We start from the raw sequence: 15,121 nt of genomic DNA on the forward strand, positions 1-15,121 counted from the left end.
TCCTCGGCCTGGACCCTCCCCGGGGAGGGCAGGCATCTTGTCCCCCCTTGTCGGGAAGCGATGCCGGGGCGGCGAAGATCGCCGCGCTCCCAGCGAGTCAACAGCGTGGCACGGGCCGCGCTACAATCCCCCGCCGTGAGCCGATCCTTATCCGCGCTTCAACCGTTCGTGCAGAACCCGCTGCCGCTCAAGCCCAGCCCGTCATCGTGGATCTCGGGGCTGATCGGCGATCATCCGTCGACGTACTCGCGGAGTCCACGCATCTGGAACGCGGCCTACGCCGACCTCGGCCTGGACGCCGTCTACGCCCCCTTCGACGTGGAGCCGGCCGATCTCGCCCCACTGATCACGGCGATGCGCCAGGAGCCGCGCTTCCTTGGCTGCAACGTGACCGTCCCGTACAAGCAGGCGGTCATCCCCCTGTTGGACGTGGTGGACGCCCGCGCCGCGCAGCTCGACGCGGTCAACACGGTCGTACGCACGCCCGCTGGTGAGCTGCATGGCTACAGCACAGACGGTGAGGGGGCGGTCGGCAGCCTGACCCGCGTCCTCCCGCACCAGTCCGCGCCGTTCGTCGACGGCCTGGACCGCAAGAGCGTCCTGATGATCGGGGCCGGTGGGGCCGGCTCGGCGGTCGCGTTCGCGCTGGCCCAGGCTGTCGGGCCGGGTGGCAGGCTGTTCATCGCGAATCGGACGGCCGAGACGGCGCTGACGCTGGGGCAGCGGATCTCGGAGGTGTTCGGGAACGCCCAGGGGCTGGACGAGGCCGACGCCGAGCTGCTGGCGCCGGGCGTCGATCTGGTGGTGAACGCCTCGACGCGCGGGCAGGCCGGCGCGAAGCTCTCGCGCAACGGCAAGCTGGCGTACCTGGAGCCGTACTCGGCCCTGGCGCCGGCCACGCCGCCGTCCATCGACGAGCAGCCAGACGAGCCGGAGTCTGCCCGCCTCCAGCGCTGGCTCTCGACGGCCTCCGACAGCATCCTGGAGAACCACGCCCTCTCGATGCGATTCGTGACGCGGGTGGCGCGGCGCACGGCATTCTTCGACCTGGTCTACGCCCCGCCCGAGACGACGACGCTCCGGCACGCGCGCTGGGCCGGCCACCCGACGCTCAACGGGCAGGGGATGATCGTGTTCCAGGCGGCAGCAGCGTTCGTGAACCACGTGGTGCGTCCGCAGCTTGAAGGGCACGGCTACGAGCCATCGGTGCTCGACCGGGTGACCGAGGTGATGGCGCTGAACTGGGGCGCATAGCGTTGCGGGGCATCGTATAAAGATGACGCCCTGATCGTCGATTCCGTCTGCCACCTGCAAAAGGGGACGCCTCGTGAAGCTGCACTACTACCCGGAGACCGACTCCCTGTATATCGAGTTGCGCTCGACTCCGGGGGCTGATGTTCAAGAAATTGGTGACGGCGTCGTTGTGGATCTGGACGTGGACGGCAACCCGGTCGGTATTGACATTGATGGGGCGTCGCACCGGCTCGATCTTACGACACTGGAGCTCATCGCGATGCCGGCCGCGCCCACGCGGCTCGTTGGGTAGTCGGCGGCGTGGCTGGCGGGGGATACCCCTTCCGACAGAATTGACATTTTGACAGAAGAGGGCGGTGATGCGTGCTGCCGCCTCGGAGGATGCTTGATGGCCCAGGACCGCCCGAGCTTCGTGGATCTCTCGGCGCAGTTGACGACGCCCTCGGTGCAGCTTCCGCCCGAGCCTGACGAGGCGCTGGCCGCGCTGGCGGCTGCGCTGGAGGTGGGCCAGGACGGCTCGGAGGCGCGCTACGCGGCGCTGGCGAACGTCGTGCGACGGTGGCCGGCGTTCGTCGGAGGGTGGGCGGCGCTGGCAGGGGTTGCGCGGGGACTTGGCCGCGACGTGGAGGCCTACGCCTTCGGTCGGACGGGCTACCACCGGGCGCTGGATCGACTGCGCGGGAACGGCTGGCGTGGCACGGGGCTGGTGGTGTGGGCGCACGAGCCGAACCGGTCGGCGCTGCTGGCGTTCTACGAGCTGTTCCGAGCGGCCGAGCGCATCGGGGAGACGCCGGAGGTGGAGCGGCTGCGGAAGCTGCTGCTCGACTCGGACCCGAGCGACCCGCTGGGGGTCGGCGGCTGACGGACGATTCAGCGCGCTGCAATTGATGGCTGCCATCCCCCACTGCCGTTCAGATTGGGCGCCATCCGCACCGCGAGCGTCAGCGAGTCGGACCTGCACCATGCGGGTCCACTCGCTGACGCTCGTGGTACGGAAGCGCGCCACGTGCGGCGTGGTTCAGTGCCGGTCGGGGCCGCGTACCGCCCCCGAGACAACCCGCGAGCTATCATCCTGGCGCCATCTCATCCCCAGGACGGCGCGCCGCGATCCTCGCCCGTGGCCGAACGCACGGCTCGGCCACGGACCGGCGGCCGTCCTCCCTGGAGGCATCTCCGTGAGCAGCCGACCGGCCGCCCAAGCGCCCCACCCCCTCGCAGCCCAGGTGGATTGGGACGCCATCAAAGAGGAAGCGGCGCAGACGCTCTCCGCGTACGTCAAGCTCGACAGCTCGCACCCGCTGGGGCGGACCGTCGAGACCGCCCAACTGATCGCCGACCGCCTCGCGTCGGAGGGCATCGAGTCCAGGATCTACCCGACGCCAGACGAGAACAAGGTCAACCTCGTGGCGCGGCTGAAGGCGAAGAACCCATCTGGCAAAGCGCTGATCTTGAGCAGCCACATGGACGTGGTGCAGGCCGTCGCCTCGGATTGGACGTTCGACCCGTACTCCGGCGAGATCTCCGAGGGGTACATCTACGGGCGCGGCACGCTGGATGACAAGGGCATGGGGATCATGAACCTGATCGCCATGCTGCTGCTGAAGCGCAACAACATCGAGCTGGACCGCGACGTCGTGGCGCTGTACACCTGCGACGAGGAGATCGGCAGTCCGCTCGGCGCGCAGTTCATGGTGCAGAACCACTTCGCAGACCTGGACCCGGCCTTCGTGCTGGACGAGGGCGGCTCGGGGGCGACGGGCTTCTTCAGCGTGGGCGACGTGTTCCAGATCTCGGTGGGAGAGAAGAAGATCTGCCGCGTCACGCTGATCGCGCGGGCCGAGCCGGGCCACGGCTCGCAGCCCTGGGAAGAGGCAGCGACCCACCGGCTGATCAAGGCGGCGGCGCGGGTGCTGGCCCAGGCCCCCGAGGACCGCGAGTGCGAGCCGGTGGCCGAGATGATCCGCCGGCTGGGCGAGGGGGCGCGCGAGGAGATCGCACGGTTCCGCGCCACCAAGCCGCTGCTCCACGACACCATCGCGCTGACGATGATGAACGCCGGCTACAAGATCAACATCATCCCGGAAAAGGCGCAGATGAGCTTCGACTGCCGCCTGCTCCCCGACACCGACGCCCAGGCGTTCGTCTCGAACTTCCAGCAACTGGTCAACGATCCGGGCATCACCTTCGAGGTGGAGTGGCCGGACGCCGCGCCCTCGATGGCGCCGGTGGCGAACCCGCTGTTCTCAGCCATCGAGCAGGCGTGTCTGGCCCACCTGCCGACCGCCCTGCCGGTCCCGACGATCTGTGTGGGCGGCACGGATGCCCGCTTCTTCCGCCAGATGGGTATTCCGTCGTACGGGCTGGTGCCGGGCATGTTCACCGGCGAGGACATGAAGGGGTACCACGGCATCGACGAGCGGCTGGCGGTTGAGAACCTGCTGCTCGGGACGAAGATCGTCTACGACCTGACGCTGCGAGCGGCGGCCCGAGGGTAGTCGGCGAGGCTCACACCCCCGGGTATGCCCCACATTCTTCAATGACGAAGGAGTTCCGATGGCACGGACCATTGGCGTCGCCATCATTGGCACCGGTTTCATGGGCAGCATCCACGCGCGCGCCCACACCCTCGTGCGGCAGGTCTTCCCGGACCTGCCGGCCCACCCCGAGCTGCGCGTGGTCGCGGACATCGACGGCCCGGCCGCCGAGCGCGCCGCCTTCAAGCACGGCATCCCCCGCTGGACGACGGACTGGCGCGACGCCATCGCCGATCCGGGCGTCGAGCTGGTGGACATCAGCGCCCCGCCGTTCCTGCACCGCGAGATCGCGATGGCGGCGGCGGCGCTCGGCAAGCACATCTACTGCGAGAAGCCAGTCGGGCGGACCCTGGACGAGGGATTGGCGATCCAGGACGCGATCCACAAGGCGGGCGTTCAGAGCTTCATCGGGCTGAACTACCGCTGGGCGCCGGCCGTCATGTACGCCCGCGAGCTGATCCAGGCGGGCCGCCTGGGGGAGATCCGCGACGTGCGGATCTCGTTCCGCACCGACAGCGGCGCCGGGCCGATTGGCGCGGGTTTCACCTGGCGCTTCAGCCGCGAGGCGGCCGGGGCCGGCGCGCTGGCCGATCTCGGCGCGCACGTCTTCGACATGGCCCGCTACCTGGCGGGGGACATCGCCGAGGTCTGCGGGATGACGACGACCTCGGTGGCGACGCGCCTCGACCTGAAGCGGCCAGAGGGCCAGCAGGAGCGCACCGTCGACAACGACGACAGCTTCGCGGCGCTGGTGACGTTCGAGAGCGGGGCGACGGGCGTCCTCGACGCGAGCCGCATCGCCGTGGGCACGCGCGCCGACTTCGAGTTCACGGTGACCGGCTCGCTCGGGGCCTTGAAATGGTACTTCCCGCGCCTCAACGAGCTGGAGCTGTACCTGCCGCAGGAGGACCGGCGGCTGAACGGCTTCAGCCGGCTGCGGATGGCCGCCGAGCACCCGATGCAGGGCAACTTCATCCCCAGCCCGGGCCAGCCGCTCGGGTACCCGGACACGAAGGTCATCGAGCTGCGACACTTGATGGAGGCGCTGGCAAAGGGCGAGCCGGCCTCGCCGAACATCGACGACTGGGTCATGACGGCACGGGCGCTGCACGTGGTGCCGGACCGCCGCTGGGTGCGCCTCGACGCCATCCCGGCAACCGTCCCGGCAACGTAGCGGCTGCCGACATCCGTCCTGGGCCTGCCTCGTGTCACAGGTGAGAATCGAGTCCGTCACGCACGGCGGCATCAGGAGACGGCGGCAGTAGAATGCGCCCAACTCGGCCGGACGCGGGCCACCATGGCCCCCGTCCAGGCTGATTCCCTGCCGCCTGAGGTGACGATGCGCGACGCTCCCCACCAGCCGCCCGATCCCCGGCGGCTGACGCTCGACGCCATAGCCCAGCTTGTCGATGAGGGCACTGTCGACACCATCGTGGCCGCCATCCCGGACATGTATGGCCGGCTGATGGGGAAGCGGTTCACCGCGCGCTTCTTCCTGGACGAGATCGCGGCGCACGGCATGGAAGCCTGCAACTACCTGCTCGGCTGCGACATCGAGATGGACCCGCAGCCAGGGTACCGCCTGACCTCCTGGGAGTCCGGGTACGGCGACTTCGTGGCCCGGCCCGATCTCTCGACCCTCCGGCCGATCCCCTGGCTGGAGAAGACCGTCCTGCTGCTCTGCGATCTGACCACCCAGGACGGCCAGCCGGTCGAGGAGTCACCGCGCCGCATCCTGCAGCGGCAGGTGGAGCGCGCCCGCGCCCTCGGCTACGAGCCGTACATGGGCTCGGAGCTGGAGTTGTACCTCTTCAAGGAGTCGTACACGTCGGCGCGCGGCAAGCACCACCACAACCTGGCCCTGGACGGCTCCTTCCCCCAGGACTACCACATCCTCCAGACCACCCGCGACGAGTGGCTGATCCGCCAGATCCGCCTCGGGATGGAGGCGGCCGGCATCCCCGTCGAGTGCAGCAAGGGCGAGTGGAGCGCCGGCCAGCACGAGATCAACCTGCGCTTCGCCAGCGCCGTCGAGATGGCCGACCGGCACGTCGTCTACAAGAACGGCGCGAAGGAGATCGCCGCCCTCAACGACGTCAGCGTGACGTTCATGGCGAAGTGGCAGGGCGACGCGGCCGGCTCGTCCTGCCACGTCCACTCCAGCCTGCGTTCGGCGGATGGGCAGGGCCGCCCGGTCTTCTGGGAGCAGGACGGCCAGCCGTTCAACGCCTCGCCCGTGATGCGGCACTATGTGGCCGGGCAGTTGGCCCTGGCGCGCGACTTCAGCTACTTCTTCGCCCCGACCATCAACTCGTACAAGCGGTACCAGTCGGCCACGTTCGCGCCGACGGTCATCGCCTGGGGCAGAGATAACCGCACCTGCGGCTTTCGGGTGGTGGGCGGCTCGCCGTCGAGCCTCCGCATTGAGAACCGCATCCCTGGCGCCGACGTGAACCCGTACCTGACCTTCGCCGCCACCATCGCGGCGGGCCTCTATGGCATCGAGCAGAAGCTGGAGCCGCCCGCGCCGTACGTCGGAGACGCCTACCAGGACGGCGCGCTGCCGCGCATCCCCGGCAGCCTCCGCGAGGCGATCTCGGCGCTGGAGGGGAGCACGGCGGCCCGGGCAGCCTTCGGCGCTGGCGTGATCGAGCACTACTTGAACGCCGCCCGCCTGGAGCAGGCCCTCTACGACCGCACGGTCACCTGCTGGGAGCTGGACCGCTACTTCGAACGAATCTAGCGCGGGGGCGTAGGTCGTGGGGCGCAGGTCGTGGATCGTGGGCTGTGGGGAGGAGCACGGGCGAAGGACTCTGGGGTCTGACCGAAGCAGCGTGTCGGTGAAAGCATGCAAGTACACATTGTCATCCTGAGCGTAGCGAAGGACCTCAGCCGCGGAACGTCATGGTTGGGAGATCCTTCACGTCGCTCGCAAGCTCGCTCGTTCAGGATGACATACTCTGCCCACGGCCCACGTCCACGGTCCACGGCCCACGGTCCACGGCCCACGGCCCACGGCCCACGTCCACGGCCCACGGCCACGGCCACGGCCCACGATCCATGACCTACGACCCTGCCTGGATGTCCGGTGACTGACGATGGACGGCGCGAGCGCCGGCAGCAGCTCACCGAGCGCGTCGAGCGGGCCTCGCGCCTGCCGATGGTGCTGCTCTCGATTGTGTTCCTGGCGGCCGTCGCCCTGCCCGAGCTGGTCGAGCTGACGCCGGAGCTGCACGAGACCCTCGAAGGCGTCAACTGGCTGATCTGGGCCGTGTTCGCCTTTGAGCTGGGCCTGATGACCTACCTTGCCCCCGACCGGCGGCGCTACCTGCTCGAACACTGGGTTGACGTGCTGACGGTGCTGGTGCCGTTCCTGCTCTCGGTGCGGCTGCTGCGGATCGCGATTGTGAGCGCGCGCCTCTGGACCGAGGTCCGCGTGCTGATCTACCAGCGGACCTTCAGCACGGTGGCGATGACCAGCCTCGTCTCGGCCATCTGCGCCGCGACGCTGGTGTACGCCGTCGAGCGGGGCGGCGAGGGGCCGATCCAGACCTATCCTGACGCGCTCTGGTGGGCGGCGGCGACGGTGACCACGGTCGGGTACGGGGACGTCTTCCCGAAGACGGCTGCCGGGCGCGGCATCGCGTTCCTGCTGATGCTGGTCGGCATCAGCGTGTTCGGCCTGCTGACGGCGCGGGTGGCCGCCTTCTTCGTGCAGGAGAACGAGCACGAGGTGGATCATCACGGCCAGAAGCTGGACGAGGTGCTGACCCGGCTGGAGCGCCTCGAAGCAGCCCTGAAAGACCTCACCGCCCAGCCCCCGGGGTAACCTCACCGCCGGCCCCCGGGGTAACCTCACCGCCGGCCCGGGGGAGACCTCACCCCTCGACCCGCTGCGCGGCGCAACTATCCTTCGGCTCGCAAGCTCCCGCGGAGCGCGACTATCGTTCCGCGGAACGACATCGCTCAGGACCTTCGCCGACATCGTCTCCGATGCGGAGAGGGGGAGACGGCGGCACAGCCCATCCCCGAAACCTGAAACCAAGAATCCAGAACCTGACGGACACGAGGAGCTGACACATGCGGTTGGATGGCAAGGTCGCGCTGATCACCGGCGCGGGATCGGGCATGGGGCGCGTCGCCTCGCTGCTCTTCGCCCGCGAGGGCGCGAAGATCGTCGGGACGGACGTAGACGAGGCGGCCGGCCGCGAGACCGAGGCGATGGCCCGGGCCGAGGGGCTGGACGTCCGCTTCTTCAAGGCCGACGTCAGCAAGGAGGCCGACTGCCGGGCGATGGTCGCCTTCGCGGAGGAGACGTTCGGCAAGCTGAACGTCCTCTACAACAACGCCGGCATCTTCCCCGAGGCCGACCACTCGGTGACCGACACCGACGAGGCCGTCTGGGATCGCGTCCTGGCCGTCAACGTCAAGGGCGTCTACCTGGGCTGCAAGTACGCTATCCCGGCTATGCAGCGCGCTGGCGGCGGCTCGATCGTCAACATCGCGTCGTTCGTGGCGCTGGTGGGCTGCACCGTGCCGCAGGACGCCTACACGGCCTCGAAGGGGGCGGTGATCGCAATGACGCGCTCGCTGGCGGTGCAGTTCGCGCCGGAGGGCATCCGCACGAACGCCATCTGCCCTGGCCCCATCGAGACGCCGCTGCTGATGAGCTGGCTGCTCACCGATCCCGAGGCGAAGGCGAAGCGGCTGGCGCGCAACCCGACGGGGCGCTTCGGCAAGCCGGAGGACATCGTCTACCTGGCGCTGTACCTGGCGTCAGACGAATCGACCTGGACGAACGGCGCGATCATCAGCGCGGACGGCGGCATCACCGCCAACTACTTCTGAAGAGGCGCGCGGACGGCTGACGCTCGTGGCGGCGCCAGCCGCTATGCGTGCGCGATGGTCGAAGCCATGCGTCGGACCTCGGAGACGAAATCGGCGCCTTCGACGATGGTCCGAGCCTGCACCTGGCCTGCCTCGTCTGGCTCAAATGCGATGATGGCCATGTCAGCAGCGACATCCTCGCCGTTGAGTCGCAAGATGTCGAGCAGGAGTGCGCGTGCCTCTTCCAGGGAGTCGAACGCGCCGCCTGCGCGATTCCCCGTGGCGTCATCCCAGACTTCGTAGTACGTCGCGATCATGCCGCTGACTCCTTCTTCTCACTCTACCACGTGGCCATGGCCGGGGTCCGATTCCTACTCGCCCGTGAGTCCATGCACAATGCGCACGACATAGCCGATCAGGTCAGGAGCTGAACTCTCGTCGAGCATCGCGCGTTGGCTGTCGTACAGCAGCCAGTGACCGCTTCCTGGTCGATCTGGTGGCTCGCACCAGATCGGCGCATCATCGGGAATTTCGATGGTGGCGATATAGATGCCCGGCTTCCAGTTACGCGCAAGCCCGAGACTGCGTACTTCAGCCTCACTGTCGAAGACCGAAAGTCCAGCCCATTTCCTCACAAAGTCAGCATCGTGTGGGCGCGGGCATGGCTGACGGAGAGCCGCTTGAGAAAGGAAGTCCTGAATCGTCAGCAGCCGGTGCTTCACGAGCCGGTAGAAGATGCGAGACAGGGGCTGCCTCCTCGTGCGCCACCTGAATGGCTTGTGCCGCCGCATGGTAGCGGAACGTTCGGCATATCGTGCCAGGAAGGCCACTCCATGGCGCGATCATCAGCGCGGACGGCGGCATCACCGCCAACTATTTCTGAGGAGGCGCGCAGCAGTGGCATCGAGGGGCATCTGGGCGGCGGCTCGGCCGGTCACGTGTCGACGACGTACCGCCAGACGTTCGTCTCGAACTTCGTGAAGCCGACCCGCTGGTGGAGCCGGATCGCAGGCTGGCGGTGGTTGCCTGAGTGCAATTCGATGCGGCAGGCCCGCTGCTCGGCGGCCAGCCGCTGGCACTCCCGCACCAACGCCTCGCCGATACCTTTGCCCCGCACTGGCTCGTCTACGACCACGTCCTCGACGAACCCGAACGTCGCCCCTGGGGTGGCGAGCAGCAGCAGCGTGAGCGTCCCGACGATCCGGCCATCGCCGCCACGAGCGGCCAGCCTGCACGGCGCGATGCTCGCCGCAGGATAGCCGCTCGTGGGCCGCAGCCGCGGCGCGGAACGAGCGCTGACGCGTGAGGCCGCTCCGCGCTCCGGTGGTGCGTGGACTCTCGACCTTATGCCGCCAGCACCACCGCCTGCTGCCGACGCCGGGCTGGCCGCCCCAGTGGCCGAAGCTGCCACCGACCATACGCGATGGTCGCCGTCAGCAGGCCCGTCACCAGCGGGAAGAGTGGCGCGAGCACGTCGCCGCTGAGGCTACACACGACAACCGCGCCCACCATGATGATCGTCAGAGCAGCGGCGGCCAGCGCGGTCAGCCCCACGCGGATCCGCACCAGTCCCGGCAAGATCAGGCCCAGGCCTCCCACGACCTCCGCCACCGAGATGAACTGCATCAGCAGCCCGGGCAGCGCAATCGGCATCTGAGCCAGCAACTCGTCGAGCGGCATCGCGAGCTTGGCAGACCCGCCGAAGATGAAGAGCGCGCCAACCAGTACCTGCAGCGTCCACAGTGCGATGTTCACGATCTGCCTCCTGCGCGTGTTGGGTGGGGTGTCAGCTGGGCGGCGGGTCGCCGGGAGTTCGCTCCTCGCTGTCCCCGTTGCCCTGTCGTGCATCAGGCGTTCACCGAGGCTGTACCGTCGTTCAGCCCGGCCCGCGCACCGCGTTCAGCCAGACCGCCCGCCCGCCACGACGCCGCGCCTGCCCTCGCCCCTCGGCCCATACCCCTCGACCTACGACCCACCTCTGAAACCCGAAACCCAGAACCCGACACCCGCTCACGACCCACCTCTGAAACCCGAAACCCAGAACCCGACACCCCCTCATCACAATCCCATCTCGCGCACCTGAAATCTCGTTCAGGGTGCCGTATCCTTAGAACATGCGATCGGGGGCAGGGCGGTGCGCGCGGGCGGCTCGGTGGTGACCGAGATGCCACGCCTGCCGGCCCTCCGGGGGTTCGTGGGGCGGGACCGCGAGCTGGCCGAGCTGACGGCCGGCCTGGATGATGCCCTCGCCGGACTGGGCCGTCTCTTCCTGCTGGCCGGCGAGCCCGGCATCGGCAAGACCGGCCTGACCGAGCAACTGGCTGCACAGGCTGCTGCGCGAGGCGCGGTCGCCGCCTGGGGCCGCTGCTGGGAAGGCGGCGGTGCGCCACCCTTCTGGCCGTGGGCACAGATCGTGGAGTCCGTCGCCGCTGATTGCGACGACGACACGCTGCGAGCGTGGCTCGGGCCGGGCGCGGCGGCCGTCGTCGGGATGGCGCCCGGCTTGGCGTTCCGGCTCGGTCAGGATGCCGCCAGCCCCGCTGCGCTGCCCGGCATCGCCTCCGATGCTGCCCGCTTCTCCCTCTTCCTGAGCGTCGCCGCCTTCCTCAAGCGCGCAGCCGCCGCCCAGCCATGCGTCCTGATCTTCGAGGATCTGCACGCCGCCGACGATGCCTCACTGCTGCTCCTGCGCTACCTCGCACGAGACCTGCGTGGAACCCGCCTCTTCCTGCTGGGCACCTACCGCGACGCCGAGATCGCCCGCTTGCCGGACGTTGGCGACGCCATCGGCGCGCTGGTGCGCGAGGGACACCTGACCACCCTCCACGGCCTGCCTCAGGACGACGTGCGCGACCTGATCGCCGAGCTTGGCGGCGTCGCGCCGTCGGCTGCGACCGTCGCCGCCATCCACGAGACGACCGAGGGGAACCCGCTGTTCGTGCGGGAGGCCGTCCGCCTGCTGGCCTCGTCGGGCGCGCTCGCCAGCCCCGAGCGGCCAGCCGTCCCGATCCCCAGCAGTGTGCGCGCGCTGATCCAGCAGCGGCTCGCCCCGCTCTCGGTCGGCGCGGTCCAGGTGCTGTCCGCCGCCGCCGTCGTCGGGCGGGACTTCGATGTGGCGCTCGTCGGGCCGGCCTGCGAGCTGCCGCCGTCAGACGTGCTGGCCGCCGTCTCCGAGGCTGTCGCGCTCGGCGTCGTGGCCGAGGAGTCGGTCGCCCTGGGCCGCTACCGGTTCTCGCACTCGCTGATGCGCGAGGTCGTCTACGAGAGCCTGCCGATCCCCGTCCGCGCCAGCCTGCACCGCGCCGTGGGCGAGGCCATCGAGCGGCTGTACGGCCCCGACTCGGACACGCACATGGCCGAGCTGGCCCGCCACTTCTCGGAGCTGACCAGCGCCGGCGAGCGCGAGCGCGCCCTCCAGTACACCCGCCGGGCCGGCGACCTCGCCATGCGGACCCACGCCTACGAGGACGCCGTGGCCGAGTATGGCCGCGCCCTCCGGACCCTCGACCTCGCCAGCCCCAGCGGCGCGGATGACGCCCTGCGCTGCGACCTCCTGCTGAGCCTCGGAGCGGCCCAGGTGCGGGCCGGGCGTTATCCCGCCGCCAAGGAGACCCATCTCCAGGCCGCCGAGCTTGCCCGCCAGTTGACCGACCCGGAGCGCTTCACCCGGGCGGCGCTCGGGTACGGCGAGCCGTACGTCGAAGGTGGGCTGGTCAACCGCCAGCTTGTCGGGCTGCTCCGCGAGGGGCTGGAGCAGTTGCCGGCCGAGGACAGCCCGCTGCGAGCGCGGACGCTGGCCCGCCTGTCGGTCGAGCTGACCTTCTCGGATGAGATCCACTTGACGGACGGCTTGAGCCGGCAGGCAGTCGGGATGGCCCGGCGGCTGGGCGAGGCGCAGTCGCTCGGAGCCGCGCTCGACGCCCGCTGGATGGCCGTCTGGGGGCCGGACGGCCTCTCCGAGCGGACGGCGCTCGCCCACGAGATCCTCCAGCTTGCCCGCCAGACCGGTCAGCGCGATCTGGAGCTGATGGGGCGCGGGCAGCGGGCGACCTCCGCCCTGGAATCTGGCGATCTGTTGGCGTTCGAGTCCGAGGTGGCCCTTCACGGGCGGCTGGCCGACGAGCTACGGATGCCCGTGCGCCAGTGGACCACCACCACGATGCGGGCAACGCGGGCCCTGTTGCTGGGCCACTTCTCCGAGGCCGAAGCGCTGGCCGAGGAGGGCCTGGCGCTCCAGCCTGAGCTGCCGAACGCGCGCTGGGCGCACGTCAACGAGATGGCGATGCTCGCCTGGGAACGCGGGCAGATCGGGGAGCAGCGCGAGCGCTGGCAGGGAATCGTCACGCGGTTTCCGCGCGCCGCGTTCGCGCGGGGCTGGCTCGGGCTGGCCGACCTCGCCGCCGGCGACCGAGCAGCCGCGCAGCGCACGCTGACGCTCCTGGCCGAGCAGATCCCGCTGCGACCCCGCAGCGGCCTCTGGCTGCCAGGCTTCGCGCTGGCCGCGATGCTCGCCGCACAGCTCGACGACGCTGCCGCCTCGGCCGCCCTCTACACGGTGCTCGCGCCGTACGCCGGGCACGTCGTCGTGATGCCCATCGAGCACCCGGTGGTCTGCTTCGGCTCGACCTCCCTGCACCTGGGTACGCTGGCGCACGGGGCCGGCCGCCTGGACGCCGCCGCCGAGCACTTCGCGGCGGCCCTTCGCGAGCACGAGCGGCTGGGCGCTGCGCCCCTGCTGGCGCGCACACGGGTGGCCTACGGCCGGCTGCTGCTCCTGCGTGAGCGGCCAGAAGACCAGGCCCAGGCGGCCGACCTGCTGGACCGGGCCGAGGAAGCGGCGACGGCGCTCGGCATGCCCGGCCTGCGCGCCGAGATCGCCGCCCTCCGCGCTGATCCTCGCCCCGCCGCGCAGGAGGTGCGCCGCGATGCCGCCCGCCCCCTCTCCGCGCCGGAGATGATGTCGGCGAAGGTCCTGAGCGATGTCGTTCCGCGGAACGATAGTCGCGCTCCGCGGGAGCTTGCGAGCCGAAGGATAGTTGCGCCGCGCAGCGGGTCAGACGGTGAGGTTGCTCCGGCGCAGAGCGGGGGAGATATGGCCCCGCCTCCTACCAATCCCGCACCCCCGCCTACATCGCCCTCTCCGACTGAGCGCTTCCAGCGTGAGGGCGAGTACTGGACCATCGCCTTCAACGGCGAGACGGTCCGGCTCAAGGACTCGAAGGGGCTGCGACAGATCGCCGTGCTGCTGGGGCAGCCGGGCCGTGAGCTGCCCGTCACCGAGCTGGAAGCGCTCGTCAGCGGGCCAGCCGACACGGGCGCCACAGCCGCCGGCCGCGCGGCTGACCGGGGCGAGCTGGAGGCCCGCAGCGACACCGGCGACGCCGGCGAGCTGCTCGACGCCGAGGCGAAGGCCGCCTACAAGACTCGCCTGGACGACTTGCAGGAGGAGATCGACGAGGCCGAGGCGTTCAACGACGCCGAGCGCGCCGAGCAGGCCCGCGCCGAGCGCGAGTTCCTGATCCGCGAGCTGGCCCGCGCGGTGGGGCTGGGCGGCCGGGACCGCAAGGCCGCCTCCCATGCCGAGCGCGCCCGCCTGAACGCCACCCGCGCCATCCGCTCCGCCATGGCGAACGTCGCCCGCGAGCATCCGCTGCTGGGGCAGCATCTCGCCGCGACCATCCGCACCGGCCGCTACTGCTCGTACACACCGGACCCGCGCACGCCGGTGGCCTGGTCGCTCTGACGCACAGCGCACGCGGCACGGCTCCCGCGGAGTCGGCTACGCTCTCTCCCGCCGGAGGAGTCATGACCGACGAACCGACCGCCGCGCTCGGGTTTCCGTTGCCCGCACCATCCTTCGCCGTGCGGATCTTCACCCTCTGTGACCATGCCGAGGCGGTCGCCGCGAACTCCAAGCTGTACATCAACGGCGCGGGCGTCAGCGCGATCTGGACGGCCAACGTCCCCGGCCCGCTGACGCCGCTCTACCTCGCGCTCCGGCTGGCCGTCCCCTGGCAGCACACCACCGAGCCGTTCAACATCAAGATTCGGGCGCTCAACGCGGACCGCTCGCCGGTTGGCCGCGATCCCCTGTTCGAGCTGGACCCGGAGATCGGCCGGCCGCCCGGCCTGCGTCCCTGGGATGAGAGCGCCATCAACGGCGCGTTCGGCATCGGCGGCCTGCCGATCCAGGAGTACGGGACGATCTACTTCCACCTGGAAGTGGCCGGCGAGACGCTGGCCGTCCACCCGCTGAAGATCACGCCGATGCCGGCCGGCCACCCCCGCTGATACCGCCCACCCCAGACTCGCAGACGGGTCGGGGCAAGGTTACTTAGGCACTTCCTTCGCAGGGTACCGGATGCGGCCGGTACCCCTGGCTCGCCGCGCCGGTACTTCTGGGACATCACGCTCGCCCGTCCCGCCGCGTTTCCCATCACAGACGGCGGAGATCCGTCCTTCGCGGCGAGGCGCCTCGGGTGCATCGCGGGAGCTTTCCAGGGATG

General features: G+C 69.9%; 14 protein-coding genes. 10 read left to right on the plus strand and 4 right to left on the minus strand.

What is annotated here, in order from left to right:
- The first annotated feature begins 135 nt into the window (after nucleotides 1-135).
- From IT306_18110 to IT306_18145, 8 genes are all read left to right on the plus strand, one after another.
- Nucleotides 136-1,254 (plus strand): hypothetical protein, encoded by a 1,119-nt coding sequence (locus IT306_18110; GenBank protein MCC7370345.1) that lies wholly within the window; start codon nucleotides 136-138, stop codon nucleotides 1,252-1,254.
- 73 nt (nucleotides 1,255-1,327) lie between these two features.
- A complete protein-coding gene (locus IT306_18115) occupies nucleotides 1,328-1,546 on the plus strand; it encodes a DUF2283 domain-containing protein (GenBank protein ID MCC7370346.1) in 219 nt (72 codons plus the stop codon).
- Between the two features lie 96 nt (nucleotides 1,547-1,642).
- On the plus strand, nucleotides 1,643-2,116 hold the full coding sequence (locus tag IT306_18120) for a DUF3151 domain-containing protein (GenBank protein MCC7370347.1): 474 nt from the start codon (nucleotides 1,643-1,645) through the stop codon (nucleotides 2,114-2,116).
- A gap of 313 nt (nucleotides 2,117-2,429) precedes the next feature.
- Nucleotides 2,430-3,749: a M20/M25/M40 family metallo-hydrolase gene (locus tag IT306_18125; protein MCC7370348.1), complete on the plus strand. Its 1,320-nt coding sequence runs from the start codon at nucleotides 2,430-2,432 to the stop codon at nucleotides 3,747-3,749.
- Between the two features lie 58 nt (nucleotides 3,750-3,807).
- A complete protein-coding gene (locus IT306_18130; protein MCC7370349.1) occupies nucleotides 3,808-4,962 on the plus strand; it encodes a Gfo/Idh/MocA family oxidoreductase in 1,155 nt (384 codons plus the stop codon).
- Between the two features lie 165 nt (nucleotides 4,963-5,127).
- On the plus strand, nucleotides 5,128-6,531 hold the full coding sequence (locus tag IT306_18135) for a glutamine synthetase (GenBank protein ID MCC7370350.1): 1,404 nt from the start codon (nucleotides 5,128-5,130) through the stop codon (nucleotides 6,529-6,531).
- A gap of 345 nt (nucleotides 6,532-6,876) precedes the next feature.
- On the plus strand, nucleotides 6,877-7,617 hold the full coding sequence (locus IT306_18140) for a potassium channel family protein (GenBank protein ID MCC7370351.1): 741 nt from the start codon (nucleotides 6,877-6,879) through the stop codon (nucleotides 7,615-7,617).
- Between the two features lie 251 nt (nucleotides 7,618-7,868).
- Nucleotides 7,869-8,636, plus strand: coding sequence for a glucose 1-dehydrogenase (locus IT306_18145; protein MCC7370352.1), 768 nt, complete (start codon nucleotides 7,869-7,871; stop codon nucleotides 8,634-8,636).
- Nucleotides 8,637-8,677: 41 nt separating this feature from the next.
- On the opposite strand, the gene IT306_18150 is transcribed toward IT306_18145, so the two are convergent.
- From IT306_18150 to IT306_18165, 4 genes are all read right to left on the minus strand, one after another.
- On the minus strand, nucleotides 8,678-8,932 hold the full coding sequence (locus tag IT306_18150) for a hypothetical protein (protein MCC7370353.1): 255 nt from the start codon (nucleotides 8,930-8,932) through the stop codon (nucleotides 8,678-8,680).
- Between the two features lie 54 nt (nucleotides 8,933-8,986).
- The gene (locus IT306_18155) at nucleotides 8,987-9,337 is read right to left on the minus strand and encodes a hypothetical protein (protein MCC7370354.1); all 351 of its coding nucleotides are present in this window, start codon (nucleotides 9,335-9,337) and stop codon (nucleotides 8,987-8,989) included.
- Nucleotides 9,338-9,549: 212 nt separating this feature from the next.
- Nucleotides 9,550-10,026, minus strand: a complete 477-nt coding sequence (locus IT306_18160) for a GNAT family N-acetyltransferase (GenBank protein ID MCC7370355.1) — start codon at nucleotides 10,024-10,026, stop codon at nucleotides 9,550-9,552.
- On the minus strand, nucleotides 9,960-10,463 hold the full coding sequence (locus tag IT306_18165) for a DoxX family protein (GenBank protein ID MCC7370356.1): 504 nt from the start codon (nucleotides 10,461-10,463) through the stop codon (nucleotides 9,960-9,962). The genes IT306_18160 and IT306_18165 overlap by 67 nt, the downstream gene beginning before the upstream one ends.
- Before the next feature lie 307 nt (nucleotides 10,464-10,770).
- Between IT306_18165 and IT306_18170 the strand changes: the two genes are divergently transcribed.
- Both IT306_18170 and IT306_18175 read left to right on the plus strand, forming a co-directional pair.
- A complete protein-coding gene (locus IT306_18170; GenBank protein ID MCC7370357.1) occupies nucleotides 10,771-14,358 on the plus strand; it encodes an AAA family ATPase in 3,588 nt (1,195 codons plus the stop codon).
- A 62-nt stretch (nucleotides 14,359-14,420) separates the two neighbouring features.
- Nucleotides 14,421-14,906, plus strand: coding sequence for a hypothetical protein (locus tag IT306_18175; GenBank protein ID MCC7370358.1), 486 nt, complete (start codon nucleotides 14,421-14,423; stop codon nucleotides 14,904-14,906).
- Nucleotides 14,907-15,121: the final 215 nt, after the last annotated feature.

This window comes from Chloroflexota bacterium (assembly GCA_020850535.1).
Taxonomy (GTDB): Bacteria; Chloroflexota; UBA6077; order UBA6077; family JACCZL01; genus JADZEM01.

Bases quoted from the DNA above. Each gene is read 5' to 3' on its own strand.
- IT306_18120 (MCC7370347.1), top strand. From the start codon at position 1,643: ATGGCCCAGGACCGCCCGAGCTTCGTGGATCTCTCGGCGCAGTTGACG.
- IT306_18130 (MCC7370349.1), top strand. From the start codon at position 3,808: ATGGCACGGACCATTGGCGTCGCCATCATTGGCACCGGTTTCATGGGC.
- IT306_18135 (MCC7370350.1), top strand. From the start codon at position 5,128: ATGCGCGACGCTCCCCACCAGCCGCCCGATCCCCGGCGGCTGACGCTC.
- IT306_18145 (MCC7370352.1), top strand. From the start codon at position 7,869: ATGCGGTTGGATGGCAAGGTCGCGCTGATCACCGGCGCGGGATCGGGC.
- IT306_18150 (MCC7370353.1), bottom strand. From the start codon at position 8,932: ATGATCGCGACGTACTACGAAGTCTGGGATGACGCCACGGGGAATCGC.
- IT306_18165 (MCC7370356.1), bottom strand. From the start codon at position 10,463: ATGCACGACAGGGCAACGGGGACAGCGAGGAGCGAACTCCCGGCGACC.
- IT306_18175 (MCC7370358.1), top strand. From the start codon at position 14,421: ATGACCGACGAACCGACCGCCGCGCTCGGGTTTCCGTTGCCCGCACCA.